Source organism: Micromonospora yongxingensis, from assembly GCF_052601155.1.
In genome coordinates this window covers 230,279-254,870 of sequence record NZ_JBQXEO010000006.1, presented here as the reverse complement: position 1 = coordinate 254,870, position 24,592 = coordinate 230,279, and the positions used below count along the sequence as shown (strand labels likewise).

Annotated in this window: 20 protein-coding genes; 9 read left to right on the top strand and 11 right to left on the bottom strand. The window is 74.7% G+C overall.

Going from position 1 to position 24,592, the window contains the following annotated elements; all coding sequences use genetic code 11:
• Positions 1-174 precede the first annotated feature (174 nt).
• Genes ACTWLT_RS10960 through ACTWLT_RS10940 form a run of 5 tightly spaced genes read left to right on the top strand, consistent with a single transcriptional unit; the run spans position 175 to position 5,614 of the window.
• Positions 175-1,125: a FecCD family ABC transporter permease gene (locus tag ACTWLT_RS10960; protein ID WP_445318252.1), complete on the top strand. Its 951-nt coding sequence runs from the start codon at positions 175-177 to the stop codon at positions 1,123-1,125.
• Entirely contained in the window at positions 1,122-2,150 is a 1,029-nt protein-coding gene (locus tag ACTWLT_RS10955; protein ID WP_445318241.1) for a FecCD family ABC transporter permease, read from the top strand. The genes ACTWLT_RS10960 and ACTWLT_RS10955 overlap by 4 nt, the downstream gene beginning before the upstream one ends.
• Before the next feature lie 29 nt (positions 2,151-2,179).
• Complete coding sequence (locus ACTWLT_RS10950) at positions 2,180-3,004, top strand: ABC transporter ATP-binding protein (RefSeq protein WP_445318240.1); 825 nt, start codon at positions 2,180-2,182, stop codon at positions 3,002-3,004.
• Entirely contained in the window at positions 3,001-5,055 is a 2,055-nt protein-coding gene (locus tag ACTWLT_RS10945; protein WP_445318239.1) for a penicillin acylase family protein, read from the top strand. Before ACTWLT_RS10950 ends, ACTWLT_RS10945 begins: the two co-directional genes overlap by 4 nt.
• Positions 5,045-5,614 carry a GNAT family N-acetyltransferase gene (locus ACTWLT_RS10940; protein WP_445318238.1) on the top strand — a complete coding sequence of 190 codons (570 nt, stop codon included), beginning with the start codon at positions 5,045-5,047 and terminating at the stop codon, positions 5,612-5,614. Before ACTWLT_RS10945 ends, ACTWLT_RS10940 begins: the two co-directional genes overlap by 11 nt.
• A gap of 69 nt (positions 5,615-5,683) precedes the next feature.
• Here the strand turns inward: ACTWLT_RS10940 and ACTWLT_RS10935 are convergent, their stop codons facing one another.
• The 4 genes from ACTWLT_RS10935 to ACTWLT_RS10920 all read right to left on the bottom strand — a co-directional run bounded on the left by ACTWLT_RS10935 (position 5,684) and on the right by ACTWLT_RS10920 (position 12,237).
• Positions 5,684-9,400, bottom strand: a complete 3,717-nt coding sequence (locus ACTWLT_RS10935) for a S8 family serine peptidase (protein WP_445318237.1) — start codon at positions 9,398-9,400, stop codon at positions 5,684-5,686.
• A 117-nt stretch (positions 9,401-9,517) separates the two neighbouring features.
• Positions 9,518-10,135 carry a bifunctional 4-hydroxy-2-oxoglutarate aldolase/2-dehydro-3-deoxy-phosphogluconate aldolase gene (locus ACTWLT_RS10930; protein ID WP_445318236.1) on the bottom strand — a complete coding sequence of 206 codons (618 nt, stop codon included), beginning with the start codon at positions 10,133-10,135 and terminating at the stop codon, positions 9,518-9,520.
• Positions 10,136-10,254: 119 nt separating this feature from the next.
• Positions 10,255-11,277, bottom strand: a complete 1,023-nt coding sequence (locus ACTWLT_RS10925; RefSeq protein WP_445318235.1) for a sugar kinase — start codon at positions 11,275-11,277, stop codon at positions 10,255-10,257.
• Positions 11,278-11,373: 96 nt separating this feature from the next.
• Positions 11,374-12,237, bottom strand: coding sequence for a S1 family peptidase (locus ACTWLT_RS10920; RefSeq protein ID WP_445318234.1), 864 nt, complete (start codon positions 12,235-12,237; stop codon positions 11,374-11,376).
• A 176-nt stretch (positions 12,238-12,413) separates the two neighbouring features.
• On the opposite strand from ACTWLT_RS10920, the gene ACTWLT_RS10915 reads away from it, so the two are divergent.
• On the top strand, positions 12,414-13,592 hold the full coding sequence (locus tag ACTWLT_RS10915) for a low temperature requirement protein A (RefSeq protein ID WP_445318233.1): 1,179 nt from the start codon (positions 12,414-12,416) through the stop codon (positions 13,590-13,592).
• Between the two features lie 9 nt (positions 13,593-13,601).
• Here ACTWLT_RS10915 and ACTWLT_RS10910 read toward each other — a convergent pair whose 3' ends face one another.
• Positions 13,602-14,174 carry a nucleosidase gene (locus ACTWLT_RS10910; RefSeq protein WP_445318232.1) on the bottom strand — a complete coding sequence of 191 codons (573 nt, stop codon included), beginning with the start codon at positions 14,172-14,174 and terminating at the stop codon, positions 13,602-13,604.
• Between the two features lie 200 nt (positions 14,175-14,374).
• Here ACTWLT_RS10910 and ACTWLT_RS10905 point away from each other — a divergent pair, with 200 nt between their 5' ends.
• On the top strand, positions 14,375-14,815 hold the full coding sequence (locus ACTWLT_RS10905) for a Rieske (2Fe-2S) protein (protein WP_445318231.1): 441 nt from the start codon (positions 14,375-14,377) through the stop codon (positions 14,813-14,815).
• Positions 14,816-14,834: 19 nt separating this feature from the next.
• On the opposite strand, the gene ACTWLT_RS10900 is transcribed toward ACTWLT_RS10905, so the two are convergent.
• The 3 genes from ACTWLT_RS10900 to ACTWLT_RS10890 form a co-directional block, all read right to left on the bottom strand.
• Positions 14,835-17,591 carry an Hsp70 family protein gene (locus tag ACTWLT_RS10900; protein WP_445318230.1) on the bottom strand — a complete coding sequence of 919 codons (2,757 nt, stop codon included), beginning with the start codon at positions 17,589-17,591 and terminating at the stop codon, positions 14,835-14,837.
• A gap of 855 nt (positions 17,592-18,446) precedes the next feature.
• Positions 18,447-19,658 (bottom strand): helix-turn-helix domain-containing protein, encoded by a 1,212-nt coding sequence (locus ACTWLT_RS10895; protein ID WP_445318229.1) that lies wholly within the window; start codon positions 19,656-19,658, stop codon positions 18,447-18,449.
• Positions 19,659-19,823: 165 nt separating this feature from the next.
• Entirely contained in the window at positions 19,824-20,498 is a 675-nt protein-coding gene (locus tag ACTWLT_RS10890; protein ID WP_445318228.1) for an HNH endonuclease family protein, read from the bottom strand.
• Between the two features lie 249 nt (positions 20,499-20,747).
• Here ACTWLT_RS10890 and ACTWLT_RS10885 point away from each other — a divergent pair, with 249 nt between their 5' ends.
• Entirely contained in the window at positions 20,748-21,440 is a 693-nt protein-coding gene (locus ACTWLT_RS10885) for a response regulator transcription factor (protein ID WP_445318227.1), read from the top strand.
• On the top strand, positions 21,433-22,446 hold the full coding sequence (locus tag ACTWLT_RS10880; protein WP_445318226.1) for a sensor histidine kinase: 1,014 nt from the start codon (positions 21,433-21,435) through the stop codon (positions 22,444-22,446). The genes ACTWLT_RS10885 and ACTWLT_RS10880 overlap by 8 nt, the downstream gene beginning before the upstream one ends.
• Positions 22,447-22,471: 25 nt before the next feature.
• On the opposite strand, the gene ACTWLT_RS10875 is transcribed toward ACTWLT_RS10880, so the two are convergent.
• From ACTWLT_RS10875 to ACTWLT_RS10865, 3 genes are read right to left on the bottom strand one after another with little or no spacing between them, the layout of a single operon-like run.
• Complete coding sequence (locus ACTWLT_RS10875; RefSeq protein WP_445318225.1) at positions 22,472-23,215, bottom strand: class I SAM-dependent methyltransferase; 744 nt, start codon at positions 23,213-23,215, stop codon at positions 22,472-22,474.
• On the bottom strand, positions 23,212-23,892 hold the full coding sequence (locus ACTWLT_RS10870) for a TIGR04282 family arsenosugar biosynthesis glycosyltransferase (RefSeq protein WP_445318224.1): 681 nt from the start codon (positions 23,890-23,892) through the stop codon (positions 23,212-23,214). The genes ACTWLT_RS10875 and ACTWLT_RS10870 overlap by 4 nt, the downstream gene beginning before the upstream one ends.
• Positions 23,889-24,563 (bottom strand): glycosyltransferase family 2 protein, encoded by a 675-nt coding sequence (locus ACTWLT_RS10865; protein ID WP_445318223.1) that lies wholly within the window; start codon positions 24,561-24,563, stop codon positions 23,889-23,891. Before ACTWLT_RS10865 ends, ACTWLT_RS10870 begins: the two co-directional genes overlap by 4 nt.
• Positions 24,564-24,592 lie beyond the last annotated feature (29 nt).

Genomic DNA, 24,592 nt, shown 5'->3' with positions numbered 1-24,592 from the left:
TTGTCAACAGCGGTACGTCGTGTCGCCACACCCCCGGAGCCCACACTGGACGCCACACCCTCCGTCACCGTCTCGGCGCGGCCCGTGCCGAGCGGGTCGGCGGCACCACCTTCCGGACCACCGCCGGCGCGGCGGGGTCGCCAGGCGGCCCGCGCCGCCGGCCTGGTCGCCGCCGTGGCGCTGCTCGGCGTGGTCCTCGTGCTCAGCATCGCGGTCGGCGCGAAGGCCATGCCGCTCGGCGACGTCTGGTCCGGGTTGCTGCACCGGGACGCCGCCGAGTACGCGGTGGTGCACCGGATGCGCCTGCCCCGCACCCTGCTCGGCCTGCTCGCCGGCGCGGCACTCGGTGTGGCCGGCGCCGTGATGCAGGCCCTCACCCGCAACCCGCTGGCCGACCCCGGGCTGCTCGGCATCAACGCCGGGGCGTCCGCCGCCGTCGCCACCGCCGCCGCGTTCCTGGGCGTCACGGCCATCGGCGGGTACGTCTGGTTCGCGCTGCTCGGCGCGGCGGTGGTCACCGCGCTGGTCTACGCCGTGGGGGGCGGGCGTGGTGCCACCCCGGCCCGCCTCGCGCTGGCCGGCGCGGCGCTGAACGCCACCCTCTACTCGTACGTGAGCGCCGTGATGCTGCTGGACACGGCCTCGCTGGAGCGGCTGCGGTTCTGGACGGTCGGCTCACTGGCGAGCACGAACTCGGTGACCGTGACCCAGGTGGCGCCGTTCATCCTGGCCGGCCTGCTGGTCGCGCTCGCCACGGCCCGGCCGCTGAACGCCCTGGCGCTCGGCGACGACGCGGCACGGGCACTGGGCGCCCGACCCGCGCTGATCCGGGCCGCCGTGATCGTCGCGGTCACCCTGCTCTGCGGAGCGGCGACCGCCGCCTGCGGTCCGATCGTCTTCGTCGGGCTGCTGGTGCCGCACCTGGTCCGGGCACTGACCGGCCCCGACCTGCGCTGGCTGCTGCCGTACTGCGCGGTGCTCTCGCCGGTGCTGCTGCTCGGCGCCGACGTGCTGGGCCGGGTGCTGGGCCGGCCGGGCGAACTCCAGGTCGGCATGGTGACCGCCGTGCTGGGCGGCCCGCTCTTCCTCTGGCTGGTCGCCCGCGGACGGGTGGCCCACCCATGACCGTCCTCCGTACACCCGGTGGGTTGTCGCTGCGGTTCCGCCCCCGCGCGTTGACGGTCGGCGCCGGCGCGGCGCTGCTCGCGGCCGGGCTGGGCCTGGTGGCCGTGGGCAGCGGCGACTACCCGATGGGCCCGGCCGACGTGCTGCGGACGCTCACCGGCGGCGGCACCCCGGCGGAGCAGTTCATCGTGCAGGAGCTGCGGCTGCCCCGACTGGTCACCGCACTGCTGGTCGGCGCGGCGCTCGCGCTGGCCGGCACCGTGTTCCAGTCGCTGGTCCGCAACCCGCTCGGCAGCCCGGACGTGCTCGGCTTCACCCAGGGCGCGTCGACCGGCGCGCTGGTGGTGGTCGTCCTCGGCGGCGGCAGCCTGGCCCTGGCCGGCGCGGCGGTGGCCGGCGGCCTCGGCACCGGCCTGTTGATCTACGCCCTCGCCTGGCGTCGCGGGGTGCACGGCTACCGGCTCATCCTGGTCGGCATCGGCGTCGCGGCGATCCTCACCGGCGTCAACGGCTACCTGCTGACCCGGGCGCCGCTGATGGACGCCGCCCGCGCGGTGCTCTGGCTCACCGGCAGCCTGGACGGGCGGGGCTGGGCCAACGCCGGCCCGCTGCTCGTCGTCACCGCCGTGCTGGCGCCACTGGTGCTCGTCGTCTGCGGTCCGGCGCTGCGGATGATGGAGCTGGGCGACGACACGGCGAGCGCCCTCGGTGTGCCGGTACGCCGGCTCCGCCTGGTCCTGCTCGCCGCGGCGGTGCTGCTCGTCTCGTTCGCGGCGGCCGCCGCCGGGCCGGTGTCGTTCGTGGCGCTGGTCGCGCCGCACGTGACGAAGCGGCTGACCCGGGCGCCCGGCCCGAACCTGCTGCCGTCGATGGCGGTCGGCGCGGCGCTGCTGGTCGGCGCCGACCTGCTGGCCCAGCGCGCGTTCACCGGGCACCAGCTTCCGGTCGGTGTGGTGACCGGAGTTGTCGGCGGCGGCTACCTGGTCTGGCTGCTGGCCGTGGAACGCCGGGCGGGTCGGCTGTGAACACCCGCGACGCCCTCGAAGGAGCACCCATGCACCCCGGCACCACCCGGCTCGGCGGCACCTCGCTGACCCTCGCCTACGACCGGCGCACCATCGCCGAGGACCTGACCGTGGCGGTGCCCGACCGATCGTTCACCGTGATCATCGGCCCGAACGCGTGTGGCAAGTCGACCCTGCTGCGGGCGCTGTCCCGGATGCTGCGCCCGACCGTCGGCACGGTCCTGCTGGACGGCCGGGACATCCACGACCTGCCCGCCCGGAAGGTGGCCCGCACCCTCGGCCTGCTGCCGCAGTCGTCCATCGCACCCGACGGCATCAGCGTCGCCGAGCTGGTCGCCCGAGGCCGCTACCCACACCAGGGTCTGCTGCGGCAGTGGTCGCGCGAGGACGAGCGGGTGGTGGAGGAGTCGATGGCCGCCACCGGGGTCGACGACCTCGCCGACCGGCCGGTGGACGAGCTCTCCGGCGGCCAGCGGCAGCGGGTCTGGATCGCCATGGCGCTGGCCCAGCAGACCCCGCTGCTGCTTCTGGACGAGCCGACGACGTTCCTCGACATCGCCCACCAGATCGAGATCCTGGACCTCTGCGCCCGGCTGCACGAGGAGCAGGGGCGCACGCTGGTCGCGGTGCTGCACGACCTGAACCACGCGGCCCGCTACGCCACCCACCTGATCGCCATGCGCGACGGGCGGGTGGTGGCCGCCGGCGAGCCGGCGTCGGTGGTCACGGCCGACCTGGTGGCCGAGGTGTTCGGGCTGCCCTGCCGGGTGATCGACGACCCTGAGACCGGCACCCCGCTGGTCATCCCCGCCGCCCGGCGCCGCGCCACCGTGCCCGCCCCGGAGCCGGCGTGACCGCCGCCCGTTTCCGCGACCGGTGGGGCGTGCCGCACCTGCGGGCCGACGACCCGCTCGCCCTGGCGAGCGAGCAGGGGCGGGTGACCGCGTACGACCGGGCGTGGCAGATCGAGGTGGAACGGCACCGGGCCCAGGGCACCAGCGCCGCCTTCCTCGGTGCCGACGCGCTCGGCTGGGACCGGTTCGCCCGGCAGGTCCGGCTCGACGACACCGCCCGTCGCTGCCACGCCGCGCTCGACCCGGCGACCGCCGAGTGGGTGGCCGCGTACGTCGCCGGGGTCAACGACGGTCTCGCCGCCGGGGCGGCCCGAGCGCCGGAGTTCGCGGCCACGGGCCTGACTCCCGGCGTGTGGCAGCCGTGGACGCCGCTGGCGGTCTGGCTGGGCCACCACATCCTGTTCGCCGGGTTCCCCGGCAAGCTCTGGCGCGAGCACGTGGCGCAGCGGCTCGACGCCGACGCGGTCGACCTGTTCGCCACCGACGGGCCGGCCGTCGCCGGCAGCAACGGGTGGCTGCTCGCCGCCGAGCGGACCGGCACCGGCGCGGCACTGCTCGCCGGCGACCCGCACCGGTTCATCGAGGATCCCGGCGTCTACCAGCAGATCCGGCTGGCCTGCCCGGAGTACGACGTGGTCGGGCTGGCGGTGCCGGGCGTGCCGGGCATCGCGCACTTCGGGCACACCGGCGAGGTGGCCTGGGCCATCACCAACGCGATGGCCGACTACCAGGACGTGTACGCCGAGCGGCTGCGCCGGCACGGCCCGGTGGTGCAGGCGCTCGGCCCGGACGGCTGGCGACCCGCGCACGCCCACGTCGAGACGATCGAGGTGGCCGGTGCGGAGCCGGTCGAGGTCGAGGTGGTGGAGACCGCCCGGGGTCCGGTGATCGCCGGCGGGCCGGACGAGCCGACCGCCATCAGCCTGCGCTACCCGCCCCGGGTCCGCGCCGCGCTCGGTTTCGCTGCGCTGCCGGAGCTGCTGCGCGCCCGCAGTGTGGCCGACGTGGACCGGGCGCTGCGACACTGGGTGGAACCGGTCAACGTGGTGCAGGCGGCGGACACCACCGGCGGGCTCCTGCACCGGGTCGCCGGCGCGGTGCCGGTGCGGCATCCGGAGAACGGCCGGCGGGTCGTCCCGGGCTGGGAGGCCGCGCACGCCTGGCGCGGCTGGTACGCGCCGCTACCCCGGGCCGAGGTCGTCGGCCGCGCGGTGATGGCCAACGAGCGGGGGCTGGCGGAGCCGCTCGGCGTCGAGTTCGCCCCGCCGCACCGGGCGCACCGGATCGCCGAGCTGCTCGACGCCGGTGCCGACTGGACGGCCGAGCGGATGACCGCCGTGCACACCGACACGCACCTCGGCTCGGCCGGCCCGCTGCTGGGCGCCCTGGCCGCGCTGACCGGGCTCGGTCCGGCCGCCTCCGCCCTGCGCGACCGCCTGCTGCGCTGGGACCGGCGGATGGCCGCCGACAGCACCGACGCCGCCGACTTCGCCATCCTGCGGGCGGCGGTCGTACGCCGGCTGGCCGCCCACCCGGCGCTGGCCGCGCTTGCCGAGCCGCCGGCGTACCCGGAGGTGTTCGCACCCTGGCTGGCGCTGACGCCGCGGGTCGGCTACGCGCTGGAGCACCTGCTCGGCGACGCCCTGCTTCCCGGCCTGGACGTGGCCGCATTGGTGGGCGCGGCGGCCGAGGAGGTCGCGGAGACGGCGAACGGACAGGTGCGCTGGGCTGACCTGCACCGGCTGGCGCCCTGGCGGGCGCTGCCCGATCCGGACGCCGGACCCGCCCCGGGCCTGGACGGCGACCACGACTGTGTGCTGGCCACGTCCAGCGTGCCGGGGGTCACGCACTGGTGCGCGCGCGGGCCGGCAGCCCGATTCGTGTGGGATCTGGCCCGGCGGCAGGACAGCCTCTGGGTGGTCCCGCTGGGCGCCAGCGGGGTGCCCGGCGACCCGCACCACGACGACCAGAGCCGCGCCTGGCTGGCCGGCGAACTGCTGCCGGTGACCACCGACTGGGACCAGCTCACCGAGGAGCGAGATGAGCGCTGACGCCACGGCCGACCGGCACCACTACCGACGGGACGTCACCGGGTTCGGGGTGGTGACCATCCGGCCGGTACGGCCCGACGAGGACGCCGACCTGCTGCACGGCTGGGTCACGCAGGAGCGTGCCCGGTTCTGGGGGATGCGCGAGGCCAGCCGTGAGCGGGTGCACGAGATCTACGCGTACCTGGACTCGCTGGCGACCCACCACGCCTACCTGGTGCACCGCGACGGCGTGCCGGCGGCGCTGGCGCAGACGTACCAGCCGGAGGCGGACCCGGTCGGCGAGTGCTACGACGTACGCCTCGGCGACGTGGGCGTCCACCTGCTGATCGGGCCACCGGTGCGGGTCGAGCGCGGCTTCACCGGCGCGCTGTTCGGGGCGATCCTGGACTTCGTGTTCACCGACCCGGGCCGGCTGCGGATCGTGATGGAGCCCGACGCCCGCAACGACAAGGTCCTCGACCGGCTGCGGCGCACCGGGTTCCGGGCCGGCCCGCTGATCGACCTGCCGGGAAAACGCGCCCGACTGCACTTCCTCGACCGGCCCGCGGCGGCCGACTGACGCGGGAGGAGAACCGGCCGCCGGCCGGGTACGCGAGGCACCCGGACCGGCGGCCGGCAGATCGTGGCGTCAGCGCAGGCCGAACGCCCGGTTGATGCTCTGGCTCACGGTGTTGCCGGCGGCGTCCCGCGCGGTGGTGCGCAGGCTGACGAAGCTGGCCCCGCCCGGTGCGGCCAGCGAGGTCCGCCAACCGTCACCGTCCCGGGTGAGCCGGGGCTTCTGCCAGGTCGCCCCGTCGTCGTAGGAGACCTCGACGGTCACCGCGCCGATCTTGCCCGTGCTGCCGGGCAACTGGGAGGCGACCACGGTGAGCGGTGCCCGCCGCGACGCCGTGCCGTCCCGGTCGATGGCCACCCGGTAGTCCAGCTGGATCATCGGCAGCACCTCGGACGTCTCCGTCCCGGTGACCGCCGAGCTGAAGCCCCACTCGGTGCGGGTCTGCCGGGAGTACGGGTTGGTCCACGCCGCCCGGTCGTTCTCCACCACCAGCCGGTACGGCAGCCGCTGCTCCGCGAGGCCGGAGACCCGGAGGTACTCGGCGTTACCCCAGTTCAGCTCCTTGTCGCCCTGGTAGAGGGTGGTCCGGTTGACCATGTCGAAGTTGGCGTAGGCCTCACCGATGTGGCCACCCCCGTCACCCCAGCCGGGCGCGGGCAGGTAGACGGTGTCCAGGTAGCGGACCGGCAGGTAACCCAGCACGCCCATCCGGGGCCGCTGGATCGGCCCGAACCAGGTGGCCGTGCTCGGCCTGCCCGCCTGGTAGGTGGTCACGTCCATCGAGTGCTGACCGGTCTCGCCGACGATGAGGGCGTCCTCGATCCACCTGGCGTCGGCGGTCACCCAGTCGGTACGCCGACCCTGCGCCCGGACGCTCACCAGGTTGCTCGACGCCCAGCCGCGCCAGATGTCGGTGCGGAACTCCAGCGCCTTGCCCGGTCGGTAGTTGCGGAACTCCACGTCGACCCGGGCCAACTGACGGCTCGTGGGCCGGTAGGTGGGGTCGGCCGGCACCGCGCCGGTCCAGTGGTGCACCACGTCGTACAGGTACTCGGTCTCCGGGTGCGAGTCGACCGTCAGCCGCACCGGGCCGCGTTCCAGCGCGGCGATGAGCTGCCCGCCCTCGTCGGCGGTGAGCGTCGCCACGGTCACCGGGGCGGGGCTCTCCGGACTCCACGGAACCTCGTCCCAGGGCTGGAGCCGGCCGACGCCGTCGTTGACCACCAGCAGCAGCTTCGCGCCGGCCGTCGCGGCGGCCCGGGCCTGGGTGGCGATGTCCACGGTGTCGCTGCGCCGGACGACCACGGCCCGGTCCCGGACCGGCCTGCTGGCCAGCCCGGCCGCCGAGGCGTCGGGGGCGTAGACCGCGTCGAGCTTGTGCCGGCCGCCCGGCAGCGCCGGGGTCGCCCGCTTCACCAGCAGGTCGTCGTACGAACGGTCGCCGGAGGCGACGGTCAGCGCCGGCTGTTCCAGCCGCCACCGCGCGCCGAACTCGAACTCGCCGTCGGTGACCGGGCGGCCCGTCGGCAGCGCCCACATGCTGTCGTACGAGGCATCGGGCAGCATCTGGCTCTCGGTGAGGCTCGCCCCGAAGGACCGGTGGATGTCCAGCCGCAGTGCGCTGGGGGTGGCCTCCTGGGGCACCTGGGCCCGCACCTGCCGGGCGGCCCGCGCGTCCAGGGTGACGGTGCGGTCCCGGTCCAGCGTGACGTCGGTGAAGCTGAGCAGGGCCATGCCCTTGGAGTGCGGCCCGTTCACGCCCCGCACGTCGGCGGCGATCCACCCGGTCCATGTCGCGACCGGCAGCCGCAGCGTGGCGGTGCCGCTCTCGGGCAGGTCCACGGCGGTGAACAGGCCGTCGGTGGTGAGGATGACCTTGCCGGCGAGGGGCTTGCCGTCCCGGTCCTTGGCGACCAGCGTCAGGTTCTGCCGCTGGCCCTCCTTGCTGGCGCCGATCAGGGTGCGACCGCGGACCGTACCGGTGCCGTCGGTGGCGATGATCGTGCCGCTGACCTGCCGTTCGGCCGGGAGCCGGTCGTACGCCGCGGTCAGCGTCACGGTGGCGGTGCCGCCGGCCGGCACGGTGAGCGTGTCGGCGGAGAGGGCGAACAGACCGGCCGGCGCGGTGGCCGCGTCGAGGGCCAGCTTCAGGGTGACCGGCGTGCCGCCGGTGTTGGTGTAGGTGACCGTCCGGTCGACGGTCAGCCCGGGCTGCTGCGGCCAGGCCTGGAAGCCGGAGTAGGCGCTCGGGGTGGCGAAGACGGTGGCGTGCACCGCGGCAACGGCGTCGACCCGGCCGGCACCGGCCTGGTACGGCGTGTACCCGGGGGTGGCCTTGACCGTGCTGACCAGCGCCTCCTTGATGCGCTGGCCGGTCCAGTCGGGGTGCGCGGCGGCGACCAGGGCGGCCGTGCCGGCGACGTGCGGCGTGGCCATCGAGGTGCCGCTCATCAGCGTGTAGTCCCCGGTGCCGCCCCGCACGAAGTGGGAGCGGGCGGCCAGGATGTCCACGCCGGGTGCGGTCAGCTCGGGCTTGAGCCCGCCGTCGCCGGCGCGCGGACCCTGGCTGGAGAAGTCGGCGAGGTGGTCGGTGGCGTCGACGGCGCCCACGGTGAGCGCGGAGTCGGCGGCGGCCGGGCTGCCGATGGAGTTGGGGCCGCCGTTGCCGGCGGCGACCACGAAGAGGGCGCCGGTCTCGGCGCTGAGCTGGTTGACCGCCTGGCTCAGCGGGTCGGTGCCGTCGGTGGCCTCGCCGCCGAGGCTCAGGTTGACGACGCGGGCCTTCTGGTCCCGGACCGCCCACTCCATGCCGGCGATGATCCAGGAGTTCTGGCCGCTGCCCTCGCTGTTGAGCACCTTGCCGATGTGCAGCCGGGCGCCGGGGGCGACGCCCCGCTCCGCGCCGGCGGACGCGGCGCCGGTCCCGGCGATCGTCGAAGCGACGTGCGTGCCGTGTCCCTTGTAGTCGAGCACGTCGGGCTCTTCGGGCACGAAGCTGCTGGTGCCGGTGATCTGCCCGGCGAGGTCCGGGTGTTCGACGTCGGCACCGGAGTCGAGCACCGCGACGTCGACACCGGCGGCGGTGTTGCCCTCGGCCCAGACCGCCGGGGCACCGATCTGCGCGGTGGACTCGGTCAGGTCGGCGTGCACCCGGGCGTCCAGCCAGACCTTGGCGATGCCGTTGGCGAGGGTCGGGGTGCCACCCGCGCGGCGGGCCGTGCTGGCGGTGAGAGCCGTCCAGAACTTCTCGGCGGTGGCACGCTGGCGGGTCAGCGCCGCGCCCCGCACGCTGTCCAGCGGCCGGACCAGCTCGGCCCCGTCCACGGTGGGCCGGGTGCGGTTGCGGGCGGCGGCGTCGGTCAGGGTGACGATCAGCGGCAGCTTGTCGGTGTGCGCGTCGTCGTAGCCGTCCGCGATGAGCTCGGTGACGTTGAACAGCTGCCGGTCCAGTACGCCGCCGCTGACGTACGGCAGCGCCTCGTCCGGGTAGACGTAGGTGTCGCCGTCGAGCACCGTGCGGTGGAAGCTCGGCATGCTGCCGTTCGGCCGGCGGACGGTCGAGACGGTGCTGCCGTCGGCCGCGGTGGTGACGGTGACCGTGTCCCCGGTGATCAGGGTGACGGTGGCGGCGCGTCCGGCGGCGGCCGGGGGCTGGCCCGCCGGGCGGTCAGGGGTGTGCGGAGGGGCGGCGGACGCCGCTGTGCCGGGTGGGGTGAACCCGGCCGCCAGGGTGAGGGCGGCGCCGAGGGCGATCAGCCCGGACCGGCGGCGCCTGGAAGACAGAGCCAAGGTGACCTCTTTGTGTCGAGGAGCGGTACGCAGCACAGCATCGGCGCAACGCCCGTCCCCGAATGCCGCCTCCCACCGACGCCTTTACGCCATGGCGCAAACCCGCCACCCCGGGCGTCAGCGGTTGGGCGCTCCGAGGGCGACCAGCTCGGCGAGGCGGTCCAGCTGGTCGGGGTCGGCCAGCGCCGAGCCGACGGCCACCACCCGTACGCCGGCGGCCAGGAACTCGCCGGCGTTGCCCGCGTCGAGGCCGCCGGTGGCGACGAAGCGCAGCTGCGGCAGCGGGCCGGCGACGGCCCGGAACCAGGCGGGGCCCAGGGAGATCGCGGGGAACGCCTTGAGCCAGGTGAGGCCGTGCCGCAGCGCCTGCTGCGCCTCGGTCGGGGTGGCCACACCCGGCAGGTGGGGCAGGCCGCGCGCGGCGGCGGCGTCGGCGACCGCCAGGTCCAGGCCGGGTGCGACGGTGAACGCGGCGCCGGCGTCGGCCGCCGCGGTCACCTGCTCGATGCCGAGCACCGTGCCGGCGCCGACGATCCTGCCGCGCTCCCGGCCCGCCTCGACGGCGGCGCGCAGCGCCGGCACCGCGTCGGCGGTGGCCACCGGCACCTCCACCACGTCGATGCCGAGGTCCCAGGCCCTCCCGGCGAGCCGGACGGTCTCCGCCACCGGCAGGCCGCGCAGGATCGCCATCACCCGGGCGGCGCCGAAGACGTGATCGAAGTCCAGTGTGGTCATGGTCCACTCCATCCGAGGTCGCGGAAGATCCGCTGCGCGGTGCTCAGCAGTCGGGGCAGCAGTCGTCGCAGGTCGACGAGGGTGGCCACCACCGTCGGGGCGCTCACGCACGACACGCCTCAGACCTCTCTCGCGCCGGTCAGGTCCAGCGGTGACCAGGCGTCGGTCGGGGCGTCGAGCAGCCGATCGAACCAGGTCCACGGTGGCAGGGGGGCGTTGTCGCCGCTGCTGCCCAGCGCCTGCGCGGCGACCAGGTGACCGAGGCGCAGCCGGCGTACCGGATCGAGGCCGCGCAGCAGCCCGGCGAGGTAGCCGGCGGCGAAGGCGTCCCCGGCGCCGACCGGCTCCACGACCGTGACCCGGGGCGCCGGGACGAAGACCGGCTCGGCGTCGCGGCACAGGGCGGTGGCGCCCACCGCGCCGTCCTTGACCACCACCGTGTCCGGGCCGGGCAGCAACCGGCGCACCGCCTCCGGATCGGTGGTGCCCCAGAGGGCGTCCGCCTCGTCCTGACCGACGAAGACCAGGTCACTGCGGTCGGCCAGGTCGCGCAGCACCGGCGCGGCCCGGTCGGCGGGCCAGAGCGGCGCCCGATGGTTGACGTCGAAACTGATCAGCGCGCCCGCCAGCGGCCGGTCGGTCACGGCGTGCTCGACCAGCGCCCGGCAGATGGCGGAGAGCGCCGGGGTGATCCCGGACAGGTGCAGCACCCGGGCGCCGGCCAGCCGAGGGTCGGTCAGGTCGCTGGGATCCATCCGGGAGGCGGCCGACCCGGCGCGGTAGTAGTGCACGGCGGTCGCCGTCGGGCCCGGGTCCTTGACGTACAGCCCGGTGGGCGCGGTCGGGTCCACGGTGACCAGGTCGACGCGGACGCCGCCGGCGGCGACGTGCCGGACGACGGCCCGCCCGAACGGATCGTCGCCGACCCGGCTCACCCAGGCGGCCCGGTGCCCGAGCCGGGCCAGGTAGCCGGCCACGTTGGACTCGGCGCCGCCGACCGAGACGGCGACCCGCTCGGCCTGCTCCAGCGGCTCGCCCGGCGCGGGGCAGAGCACGACCATCGTCTCCCCCACCGTGGCCACCTCGACCGGCGGAGTGCCGGCCGGGGCGGTCGCGGGGTCGTGTCGGGGCTCGGGCGGCATCGTGGGCACTCGTCCTCGCGGCGGGGTCCGGGGTGCCGCCGAGCCTAGGCCCGCTGCGGAGAACGGGCAACCGGTTGCGCTGAGCGCAACGACGGGTCAGGGCAGCGTCAGCCCGTACGCGGCCAGCGCCTCCCCGATGGGCTGGTAGTAGGTGGTGCCGCCGGAGGTGCAGTTGCCGCTGCCGCCGGAGAGGATGCCGATGATCGTTCCGGTGGCCGCCACGTAGAGCGGTCCGCCGCTGTCGCCCGGCTCGGCGCAGATGTTGGTCCGGATCAGGCCGTAGACCACGCCGCCGGCGTAGTTGACGGTCTGGTTGAGCCCGGTGACGCTGCCGCACCGCACCCCGGTGGTGGCGCCGCTGCGGCAGACGGCCTGACCGACGTACGCGCTCCCGGCGCCGTAGATGGTCAGGAGGCCGGGGTAGGTGTAGACGGCGCTGGGATGGGCGATCCGGCCGGTGTAGCGGATCACGCCGTAGTCGTTGTTGGGAAAGCTGGTGGCGGTACGGACGCCGAGCACGGTGGTCTGTGCGCTGTCGGCGTACCAGGAACTGGCTGCCGCGGTGCAGTGCCCGGCGGTGATCACGTAGTAGGTGGTGCCGCTGCGCACGTTGGCGCCGAGCGAGCAGCGACCGCCGCCGCCGTAGATGCCCTGCCCGCCGGCGATCAGCGTCCGCAGCGTTCCGGGCTCCCGGCGCAGCAGCGCACCGGCGCGGTCGGCCACCGCCCGCAGTGCCGCCAGCTCGGCGGGGCCCACGGTGTCGTCGACGGTGATGGTCATCCGGCCGGTGGCCGGGTCGAGGCCCCAGGCGGTGCCGGCCGTGCGTACCCCGGCCAGCGCGGCCGGGTCGGCGGCCCTCGGGGCGGGAGCGGCCCGGTCGGGGACGGCGGCCTGCGCCGCGCCGGGCGTGAGGAGCAGGAGGGCGGTCAGGACGAGGGCGACGAGCGGGGAGCGGCGCATCCGAGCCTCCGCGGAGATCGAGATATGTGGATGTCATCAAGCATCGTCCGGCGGTCGACGGCATGGCAACCTCCGGCCGGTCGCCGTGTGACCGGGATCGGCGGGAATCGCCGATCGAGGGACGCGCCGAGCCGGTGCCGCTGATAATCCTCGGAGGATGCGGCGGGAGGCCGGGCATGACCACCGGAGGCAGTACGGCGCTGGTACGCCGGCCGAACGGGTCGGCCCGGGCCACGCTGCTGGAGCTGCTCTTCGACGTCGTCTTCGTGGCCGCGCTCGCCATGGTCTCGAAGCTGATCGCCGAACGCGAGCCCTGGACCGATGCCGGGCCGGTGCTCCTGACGCTGGCGGCGATCTGGTGGACCTGGTCGGTCACCTCCACGACAACCGAGTTCTACGACCCGGATCAGCGCCCGATCCAGGCCATCCTGATGGTCGCCATGGTGGGATCGGTGGGAATGGCGGCGGCTCTGCCGATGCTGTCCGTCGGGCACGCCATGGTCTTCGCGATCGCGTACACCACCACTCACGTGGTGCGCGGCGTCGTCCTGGTCATCACGTTGCACCGACAGCAGCACCGGGCCGCCATGGAGCGGGCCACACGGTTCCTGTTCTGGTTCGTGGTGTCCGGCGTCTTCTGGATTGCCGGAGCGCTGACCGGCTCACCCAACTGGGGGCTCTGGACGGTCGCGATAGCGATCGACCTCGTCTCCGCAGCGGTTCGGTACCCGACGCCCGTGCTGGGCCAGGTGCCCCTCGAGCAGTACGACCGGACCACCGAGCACCTGGGCGAGCGGTACCAGCAGTTCATCATCCTGGCCCTCGGCGACATCATCCTGGTGCCCATTCTGGAGGTCAGCCAGATGGATCTCGACCGCCTCCGGCTCTCCGCCCTGCTCTGCGCCTTCGCCACCATGCTGCTGCTCTGGCAGATCTACGTCTTTCAGGCCGGCAAGTTGCTGAAGGCCGGGGCGGACACGCGCAAGGCGTCCCGGGTCGCTCCGTACACACATCTGGTGATGCTGACCGGCGTGATCGGCACGGCGGCCTCCTTCGACCTGGTCGCCGCACGACCGACCGGGACGACGCCGGCGCGGTGGCTCGTGCTGATCATCGGTGGCCCGATCCTGTTCGTGCTCGGCCGCGTTCTGTTCACCTGGATGGTGACCGCGGTCGTGCCGTGGCGGCGGTTGGTCTGGCAGTTGCTGCCGCTGCTGGTGCTGCCGTGGGCCGGCGGATGGCCGCCCCTGTCGGTCGCCGGGATCGTGGCGCTCGGGCTGGCCGGTCACATCCTGACCCCCGGCCACACCCCGGAGACCACGCCGGGCCTGCGACTGTGGCGGCCGGGCGAGTGACCCCGACCGTCAGGCGAGGTGACGGCCGGCCCAGTCGGCGAGGTCCCGGGCGCAGTCGTCCACCGACTCCCGCCATGTCCGGGCCGCACCCTCCCCCGCCTCGTCGCTGACCTGCTTGACCAGGCGGCACGGTACGCCGGCCTGACTGGCGGCCCAGGCGATCGCGTACCCCTCCATGTCGACCAGGTCGGCACGCTGCGCCAACCGGTCCCGCGCCGCGTCGTCGGCCACGAACGTGTCGCCGGTGGCGAGCACCGCGCCCTCGGCGGCCAGCGGAAGCGGCGCGCCGTAGGTCTGGCCGGTGAGCGTGCGCAGCAGGGCGGTGTCCAGGTCGTGCTGGAGCACGGTGGCGACCTCGTGGATGCCGCCCCACCCGGGGCGCAGCGCGCCAGCGGTGCCCAGGTTGAGCACCAGGGCGGGGCGCGGCCCGGCCGCCAGCACCGCCGCCACCGCGCTGGCGGCGTTCACCTTGCCCATCCCGGTGAGCAGCACCGGCAGCTCCGGAGGGAGGTACCGCGCCTCCTCCTCGACAGCGAGCACCACCAGCGGACGATCGGCCCGGACCGCACCCCGAAGAATCACCGGAGCATCGTACGGGCCGCCCCGGCGAGCATCCTGCGGCCCACCGGCGGCACCCAGCCGCCATTCAGCGTCGTCGCATCGGACGTTCAGCCGCATGGGGCAGGCTGGTCCGGCGAGCCACCGGACCCGTCCGGCCGCGCCGCCGCCGACCAGCGGCAGCGACGCCCGGGACCACAGCGGCCCGGTCCGCCGACGGAGAGGTGACGACGGTGTACGACGGGCAGGACTTCCTCCGCGACAACCGCTGGTGCCTGAGCCGGAGGGCGCTGCTGACCGGGGCCGGCGCGGTCGCCGCCGCCGGACTTCTCAGCGCCTGCGGGGCCGGTGACACCCCGGCGGGCGGGGCGGCCGCCACGGCCGGCACCGTGCTGGCGCGTACCGGCGATGTCCCGGTCGGCGGTGGCACGGTGGTCGACGGCGTGCTGGTCGTGCAGCCCGAGGCCGGCACCTTCACGGCGTACGACGCGACCTGCCCCCACCAGGGCGTGCGGGTCGGCGCTCCCCGCGACGGGGTGATCACCTGCCCGGCGCACAACTCCACCTTCTCGGCCGGCGACGGCGCCCGCCTCGGCGGCCCTGCCACCCGGGGCCTGACGGAGATCCCCGTCCGGGTGGACGGCACCGACATCCTCCGCGCCTGACCTGCCCCCCAGCGGAGGATCAGTCGTTGGCGAAGCGGTACACCACGAAGTCCTTCTCCGCCCCGCAGGCGATCACCCGGGTGTTCCACGAGCAGGACGCGCTGCGGACCTCCTGGAGTTCGCCCAGCTCGTCGACCTCACCCGACTCGGCCCACACGCCGGCCAGGACCCGATTGTCCGCCACCGTGCTGGGCGCCTCGGCGAAGACCAGCACGTTGCCCTCGTCCAGCCGGGCCGCCACCCCGCGACGGTCGCGCAGCACCGTCTTGCCAGAGGCGTCGAAGAGGGTGACCCTCGGCTCCGGGTACTCCCGCTGGCCGAGCAGTTGTTCACCGAGCGGAACCAGGCGGGTCACGCCCGGTGCCGGCCAGCGGCTCGGGCGCTCACCCTCGGTCGCCGCCACCACCTCGGTGCGGGCGGCGTCGTTGTCCGGCACCTCCAGCAGGCAGGCCCGCCGCTTGCCGCAGGCCACCAGCTCCTTCGGCCGACGCTGGTCGTCCCCGGCCCGGTAGAGCACCACCGGCTCCGCGTCGGAACCCAGGTCGTACGCCAGGAGCTGGTACCCGCCGTCGTTGGCGGCCACGTACAGCCGGTCCTCGTGCGCCACCACCAGGTCGTCGAGGTCGGCGACACTCCCCCACTCGCGCAGCACGGCGCCGGACGACATGTCGAGCAGTCGCACCGACCGGTCCGCACCGACCTGCACCAGCCGCCGGTCCTCGCCCGTCCAGGGGTTGCGGGGCGTGCCGTCGAGGAACGCGGGACCACCGGACGCCTCAGCACTGCCCACCGGTAGGACGACGGTTCGACCACCGCCGTACTGGTCACGGGGGTTGGGCCGGGTCCACTTCGCCGTGCCGTCGCTCAGCCGCAGCCCGACGAGCTGGCCGGCGTCCCGGTCCACCACCACCGCCGCGTCGTCGGCGAAGTAGACGTCGTCGTCACCACGGATCGCCCGGTGCCAGCGTTGGGTGCCCGAGCGGCCGTCCAGCACGGCCAGTTCCCGGGGGGTGCTGTCGCCCGGGGCGTCGGCGAGGACCGCCACCGCCCCCGGGACGGCGACCAGCCCCGCCCAGTCCTCGGCGGTGACGGCGGTCTGCTTGCGCCACAGCTGGTCACCCGTGGCGGCGTCGACGCCCACCACCTCCAGGCGGTCGTCCGGCAGCGGGTACCCGAGGTAGGCCCGGTCGCCGAGCACCGCCGTCCACATGCCCGCGGGCCGCTGGGCGCCGGCAGCCGGGCGGGACAGCTCAAGCAGCGACCGGAACTCCAGGTCCGGGTAGCGGTCCCGGGTGTAGTAGAGCGTCGCCGCGGTCACCACCCCGGCCAGGGCGAGCACCGCGCCGAGCACCACCCAGCGGGCCCGCCGCCAGCGGGGCCCGCTGGCCGGCGACGTGGACCCAGCGGGCACGCTCGGGGGTACGCCCGCCGGCCCCGGCACGGTCGGCGCGGCGGGACCCGACCCGGCCGGCACGGTCGGTGCGGTCTCGGGGGCGGGCGGCGTCGGCGCGAACGGTGCTCCGGCCGGTGAGACCGGCACCGGCGGCGTGGACGGGCCCGGCGGAGCCGGTGCGGGTACTCCGGCCGGGGCGGGCGGGGCGACGGACGGTCCCGCGTACGCCGGCACCGCCAGCGGTCTGCGCAGCGGCAGGTCGGTCAGCGCGCCCTCGGCCACCGGCAACTCGGGCTGGTCCAGCACCGTCGGCGCCACCCCCAGCTCGGCGTGCAGCATGCGGGCCACCAGCGGGATCCGCGACGAGCCGCCGACCAGGAACAGCCCGGACAACTGATCAGGGCTCAGCCCGGCTGCGGCGATCACCTCCCGGGCCCGGTCCACCGCGCGGCGCAGCAGCGGCGTGGCCACCCGCTCCACGTCCGCCCGCGTCAGCCGCACGGCCTCGCCCACCCCGGGCACCGCGACCGGCGCCACGGTGGACCGGGAGAGGGTCTCCTTCGCGCCCCGGACCTCGTCCCACAGCCGGATCTGGTCGCGGCGCTGCGCCGCGTCCGCCGGGCGCAGCAGCCGGGCCCACAGCGCGGCGTGCCGGTCACCGACCAGCTCACCGACCCGCTGGACCAACGCGGCGTCGAGATCCAGGCCACCGAGGTCGGGCAGGCCGCCGTCGGAGACCACACTGAAGCCGGAGTCACCCCACGGGTCGGCGCCCTCGTTGCGCAGCACGGCGACGTCCAGGGTCCCGCCACCGAAGTCGAACACCGCGATCGCGCCGCCGACCGGCACCGGCCGGTGCAGCACCTGCGTGTAGTAGCGAGCGGCGGCCACCGGCTCGCGCAGCAGTCGGGTGCCCGGCGGCGTCGGCCCGGCGAGGGTGTGCTCGGCGGCCTGCGGCCAGCCCGCCCGCATCAGCGCGTCGCCGAGCACCTGCCGCCGGGTCGCGTCCCAGGCAGCCGGGCAGGTGAGCACGGCCGGAGGCAGGAAGCCGACGCTGCTCACCGCGGCCCGCCCGACCGCCGTCAGCACCGCCGCGAGCAGCTCCGCCGGCGGGTACGGGCGGTCGCCGAGCAGCACCGCCGGGTCGTCCACCCGTCGTTTCGGGTTCGCCTCGAACCGGGCCGGGTCGGCCTGCGCCAGCCGTCGGGCGTCCCAGCCGGCGTGCAGCGTGCCGTCCGGGTCGGCGTACACACCGGACGGACTGACCGGTTGACCATCCATGAGCAGCGGACGGGTCCGCCCGTCAGGCCAGCGCAGCACCGCGACCGTGTTGGACGTACCGAGGTCGACGCCGAGAGCAAAACCCTCGTGCTGGCCTGCCATCTGCCCGATACCTCCGCCGCGACGAGGGAAACTCAGCCCCGCATCGTACGCAGCCGGTGCCCGGTCGCTGACCACTCGGTCAGTCGGCGACGACTTTGATGGCAGACCGGCCAGATCCTCACCGTTTCGCTGATCAGACGAAACGCTGGATCCTGACCTTCGGACGCTCGTTCCTCAGGTGGCCATGCTTGTGCTGGCGGACCTGTTCGTCCCAGACCTCCTGGTCGTAGTCCGGATTCGGTGGGATCCACCGGTGAGAGCCGTCGCTGTAGTGGAACTTCTCGTCCCCAGGCCGAAGAACGCTCACCGGATCCAGCCGAGGAATCGGCGGTGCAGGGAGCCGGCGGGAGCGTGGGCCAGGTCCCGGGTGGCGTCGACGAGCTGGGCGGCCAGATAAAGGGCGAGCGACACCGGAGCGTGGTCGTACTCGGCGACCAACTCTCGACGCCGGGTTGGGCAGGGCCAGTCGCTGCCGCAGCCGCCACACATCCATACCGGCGGGACTGGCCCGTGGGCCGTCACAGTCGGCCGCCATCGAGGGGCCAGTGGCCGCGGCTGATCGGGAGACGGTGACGACTGCGGCAGGGCAGGTTCGCACCACAGCGGCAGATGCGTCGCCAGTGTCGCCAGGACCAGACCGGCCGGTGACGACGGGCGAGAGTCAGGGCGGTAGCCGTGAGGTATTCCTCGTAGGAGACGCGCCGCATGTGCCCTCCCTCGTCACGAGCGAGGGCGGCCTGTCCACCCCCGCTGACAGGGGCATGGCAACCAGCGATTCACACCGCGCGCCGCACCCCGTGACGGGGAAGCTACGTTCGGCTACCAGGTGGGATGGGTAAGGTTCGTACCCCTGGATCAGGAGACCAGGCCGACCTTCAGCGCCAGGTCACGAGCTTCGTCGCGCGTGGCACGCGGCCCGCCGAGCAGGTCCAGGGTGATCTGCCGGGCATAGCCGTTGAAGCGGATCGTCTCCGGAGCCGACTCGTACGCCTGCCGGAGAGTCGCCACGGCGGCTTCCCTGTCGTCCTTGCCGTAGTGGGCACGGGCGACCTCGATGAGGTGGCGCGCACGACGCGGCCTCGACGGAATGGCCGCCGTCTCGTGACGACGCGCCTGCCTCGCCGCCTCACCGAACTTCTGCAACTCCACGGCCACGGTCACGGCGTGGGCACCCATGACGACGCGCGAGAACGACGTTTGCGGCTGATAGAACCCCTGCGGTAAACGCTGGGCCACCTCGTCCGCGCGGTCCCAGAATCGCCAGGCGCGGCCCTCCTCACCAGCACGGGCTGCCGTATAAGCGGCCTCGAAGTGCAGCGCACCCCACAGTGCAAGAAGATTCGGGTTCGCATCGGCCGTGCGAGCTTCCAGAGCCGAAAGGATATCGAGCGTCACGGCCATGGCGGTGTCCCAGTCACCGGCGTCCCGGTGCACCTGGCACAAAAACCATCCCGCGCAGGCCAGCGCCTCGGGATCACCGGACTCCTGCGCGGCCACCATCGCGCGGTCGGCGACGCGCCAGAGCAGTTCGGCAGCCGGTTGGTAGGCGAGAAACATCTGGGCGAGCCCAAGGACCTCGGCCAGGAGAGCCTGCGCCTGGCGACGGTCGGCACCCTCGTACGTCAACGCGGCAGCCTGCGCGTCCCGCACCAGGGCCGGCAACAACGCGCCCAACACCGTGCGATGGTCGGACGCCTGGTGCCGCGCACGCCATGCCGCCGAGAGACGGTCCCGCAGACGACCCAACGAGTCTGGAGGCACGTCACCAGCCAGTGGGAAACGGTTCACGGCGTCCCGGACCGAGGCCAACGCCGGATGCTCGGGCCCGTTCACTGCGGCTGACCGGTCGCTCAACTCCCCCACCAGGGCGGCCACCTCGACCTTGAGCGCACGCGCGATGCGGTCCAACATGTGTACGCGCGGCGGCAGAATGCGGTCCGTCTCCACCGCCTTCACCCACTCGGCGCTGCGACCGACCAGCCCGCCGAGCACGGCGCGCGTCTTGCCGGATCGTTCGCGGTAGACCTTGAGACGCTGCCCGAAGCTCAACTCCGGCATGGAGTCCATCCCGTACCTCCTCGTAGCGCGGGATGCGACACCGGCCCGACGGCCGCCGTCACGTCCCACGCTACCGACCGGCGCCCCGCGTGATAAGAGACGCGCGTGGCACGGGCTTACATGCCTGGACCACGGTGAGAAGCCAGCGAGCGCCGGCCGGGTGGCACGTGTTGGTCAGGAGGCGCAGGTGCTGAGCATGCTCTGCAGCGCGGACTTCTCGGAGGACTGGAGAGTGAGGCCCCAGTTGTACTTCACGGTGATCCACATCTTGCTGTAGGTGCAGCGGTACGACGACAGCGACGGCTGCCACGTGGAGGGGTCCTGGTCCCCCTTGGCCTGGTTGACGTTGTCCGTCACCGCGATCAGCTGGGGGCGGGTGAGGTCGTTGGCGAAGCTCTGCCGACGGCTCGTCGTCCAGGAGTTGGCTCCGGAGCGCCACGCCTCGGCCAGGGGCACGACGTGGTCGATGTCGACGTCGGAGGCCGCCGACCAGGTCGCGCCGTCGTACGGGCTGTACCAGCGGCCCGAAGTGGCCGCGCAGGAGCTGTCGACCACGACGGAGGTGCCGTCGCGCTTGAGGACCTGCTCGCGGGTGTTGCAGCTACCGCTGACGGTGATCCAGTGCGGGAACAGGTCCCGCGAGTAGCCGGCCGTCGACCCCTGCGCCGCCACGGTCAGGGCGTTGAGCTGCGACTGCGCCGTCGCCTTGGACGGAATGCCGGAGGGCGCGGCCGAAGCCGACTGGACGTTGGCGACGGTCAGGCAAGCCCCGGCGAGAGCTGCCAGGGCGATCGCTGCGGCGCGCCTTCCGGCACGTGGGGTGGGGGTGGCGGAGGGCGTGATCGGCATGAGCAGCCGCCTTTCGTCAGGGGGTGGACGGCAACCGTCCCTGACGATCATGTCAATCGATGGTCATGGCCATGAAGGGTGGCCGTCCGGCCATTGAGCATTCGGCATCGTGCTGGGTTGCTCGGACGGCCATCGACGGCGGCGGCAGGCTCCCGGTCCGTCTGCCACCGCGGGACGTAAGAGGACCGCAAGATCTTCCGGATCGCTGACCGGCAGTGCTGCTGGCTAGGCTGACCCGGGAGGTGGCCGGTGGCGCAGCGGGTGCTCGTGGTCGACGACGACCGGACCGTCAGCGACGTGGTCTGCCGCTACCTGGAGCACGCCGGCTACGACGTGAGCCACGTCGGGGACGGGCTGGCCGCGTTGGACGCCGTGCAGGAGCGCTCGCCGCACCTGGTGGTGCTGGACCTGATGCTGCCCGGGCTGGACGGGTTGCAGGTGTGCCGGCGGCTGCGGGAGCGGCCGGACGGCGTACCGATCATCATGTTGACCGCGCGCGGCGACGAGGCGGATCGGGTGCTCGGCCTGCAACTGGGCGCGGACGACTACCTGGGCAAGCCGTTCTCGCCGCGCGAGTTGGTGCTGCGCGTCGGTTCGGTGCTGCGCCGGGCCGGGGAGCCGGCCGGGCCGGCGGCCGAGGTGCTGGTCGACGCCGGGTTGGAGGTGGCGACCGGACCCCGGACCGCCCGCCTGCACGGACGCGAGCTTGCGCTGACGCTGCGCGAGTTCGACCTGCTGGCGCACCTGATGCGGCACCCGAGTCGGGCGTTCCGGCGCGCCGAACTCCTCGACCAGGTGTGGGGTTGGAACTTCGGCGACCAGTCGACCGTGACCGTCCACGTGCGGCGCCTGCGGGAGAAGATCGAGGACGACCCGGCCGAGCCCCGGCGGATCGTCACCGTCTGGGGCGTCGGTTACCGGTACGAGCCGGCCGATGCGTGACCTGGCGCTGATCTTCGGCGCGGCGCTCGCGGCGGCGCTGGGCGTCGGCCTGGTCGGTGCGCTGACCCTGCGGCTGCTGCGAGACCGGTCGATCACGGTGCACGTCTGCGTCCTGCTCACCGTCACCGTGGCCGCCGTGGTGGCCGGGGTGGTGGTGGTCGCCCAGGCGATGTTCCTGTCCCCGCACGACCTTCAGGTCGTGCTGCTCACGGTGGCCGCGGCGGCGGTGGTCAGCCTCGGCGTCGGCTGGTACTTCGGGCGCCGGTTGGCTGCGGCCGCGGTGTGGGCGGACCAGGCCCGGGAGCGGGAGCGGCGCGTCGAGAAGGGGCGCCGGGACCTGGTCGCCTGGGTGTCGCACGACCTGCGTACGCCGCTGGCCGGGCTGCGGGCGATGGCCGAGGCATTGGAGGACCGGGTGGTCGACGACCCGGCGACGGTGGCCGAGTACCACCGGCGGATCCGCGCGCAGACCGACCGCATGACCCGCCTCGTGGACGACCTGTTCGAGCTGTCCCGGATCAACGCCGGAGCGCTGCGGCTCTCGCTGTCGGCGGTGCCGCTCGGGGAGGTCGTCTCCGACGCGCTGGCCGGCACCGCACCGCTGGCCGAGGCCCGCCGGATCCGCCTGGTGGCCGCCGAGTCGGGCTGGCCGACCGTGCTGGCCAGCGAGCCCGAGCTGGCCCGGGTGGTGGGCAACCTGCTGCTCAACGCGGTGCACTACACCCCGAGCGACGGCACCGTCCGGGTCGACGCCGGGTGCGAAAGCGACGCCGCGTGGCTGGCGGTCGCCGACACCTGCGGCGGCATCCCCGAGGACGACCTGCCCCGACTGTTCGATGTGGCGTTCCGGGGCGAACCGGCCCGCACGCCCCACACGGGCGGGGAGGGCTCCGGCGGGCTGGGGCTGGCGATCGTCCGAGGGCTGGTCGAGGCACACGGCGGCCGGGTGGACGTGCAGAACATCGTCGGCGGCTGCCGCTTCGTGGTCCGCCTCCCGGCGGCCTGACCTGCGTCGACGGACCCAGAGACGGTCAGGTGGGGTCGGAGACGAGCGGGTGGACGGCGGTCAGCTCACCGAACCAGCGCCGGCCCCGGCGGAACAGGTCCCGTACGACCAGGCCGGCGGCGGCGGCGACCGGATGGACGGCGTGCACGTCGAGGCGGGCCCAGCGGAACGCCGGGCCGAGGAACAGCCCGCCGGCCCGGTGCGCCGCGGCCACCCGGGCCTGGCCCTGCCACAGCCCGGGACCGGGCGGCTCCAGCTCCACCAGCACCGTGCCGCCGGAGGCGAGCAGCGTCCGGCACCGGCGCAGCAGCGCGACCGGTTCGCCGCCGATGCCGATGTTGCCGTCGATGAGCACCGCGTGCGACCAGCGGCCCTCGCCGGGCAGCGGGCCGAACAGGTCGCGGTGCAGGGCGACCGCACCACGGGCACGGGTCAGCCGCACCGCCGCCGCGGAGACGTCCACCCCCACCGCCGTCAGACCGGCCCGGGTCAGCGCCACGGTGAGCCGACCCGGCCCGCAGCCGAGGTCGAGGGTCGGTCCGCCGCAGCGGGCGACCACCCCGGCCACCGCCGGCTCGGCCCGGCCGTGCCAGCGGTCCACCGGCAGCCGGCTGCGGACACCGTCGCCGTGCACCAACCACCGCCCGCCGGCCGCCCGGTCCAGCGCGGCGGCGAACCCGTCGCCCTGCGCCGACCCGTCGCCGGCCCGGACCGGCGCCCCGACCGGAACAGCCAGCGGGGCACCCCGCGCCGAGTCGACCCGACTCACTTCCGGTCCCCCGGCACCAGGGCGAGCCGGACCGCCGCGACCTGCCGGGCGAACCGGCCCCGCGGCACCTCCGGCGCCACCGCCAGGGCGTCGGCCCACTCGTCCACGTCGCGCAGGACCGGCAGCGGCACGGTACGCAGCCCGCGCCCGGTCAGCGCCGCCCAGGTGTCGCGGCCGGTGTCGGGCGTCGACATCGGTACGTCGCGCAGCACGCCCGCGTGCCGGGGATCGCGCAGGCCCAGCGACCACCAGCCGCCGTCGCGCGCCCGGCCGAGCACCGCGTCCGCGGCGTGCAGCCGGCGTACCGCGGCGGTCAGCCGGGCCGGCGTCAGTTGCGGGGTGTCCATGCCGATCTGGAGCACCGGCCGCCCCGGGTACGCCGCCGCCACCTCGGCGTACGCGTTGGCGAGCCGGTCGCCGAGCCCGGTGCCCCGCTGGTCCAGCACCACCCAGCCGGCCAGGGCGGCGGTCAGCTCGGCCGCGTCCTGGGCCTCGGTCAGGCGGCCCGCGCAGGCCAGCACCGGGGTCACCCCCGGGGTGCCGCGCACGGCGTCGAGGGTGTCGCGCAGCGCGGCGGCGGCGATCCGGGCCGCCTGCGCCGGGGTGGCCGGCGGGCAGAGCCTGGTCTTCACCGCCCCGGGCACCGGCGCCTTGGCGACCACCAGCAGGACCGTCACCGGGGGCCGTCCACGGTGCGCAGCACGCCGGCGAAGTCGCGGGTGGCGCGCAGGGTGCCTCGGACGGAGCCGGACACCTTGGATCGGGTGCCGGCCGTCCGGGGGGCGTACGTCACGTCCAGCTCGTGGATGCGCCAGCCGGCGGCCGCCGCCCGGATCAGCAGTTCGAGGGGGTAACCGAACGCCCGGTCGGCGACGCCGAGGGCGAGCAGCGCGTCGCGGCGGGCCACCCGGATCGGGCTGAGGTCCCGCAGCGGTACGCCCCGGCGGCGCAGCAGCGCGGCGACCAGGGCCGTGCCGGCCCGCGCGTGCCACGGCCACACCCCGGCACCGACCGGCCGGCGCCGGCCCACGCTGAGATCCGCCGTCCCAGCGGCCACCGGGGCGACCAGGCCCGGCAGCTCGGCCGGGTCGAAGGAGCCGTCGGCGTCGAGGACGCAGACCAGCTCGCCGTCCGCGGCCTCCAGGCCGGCGTGCACCGCCGCGCCGTACCCGCGCCGGGGCTCGTGGACCACCCGGGCGCCGTGCCGGGCGGCCACCTCGGGCGAGCCGTCCCGGGAGCCGTTGTCCACCACGATGGCCCGGTATCCGGGTGGCAGGGCCGTGAGGACGCCGGGCAGGGCGGCCGCCTCGTCCAGGCAGGGCAGCACCACGTCGATCTGAGTCGGCATACAGCCGACGTTAGGGCGGCACCCACCCG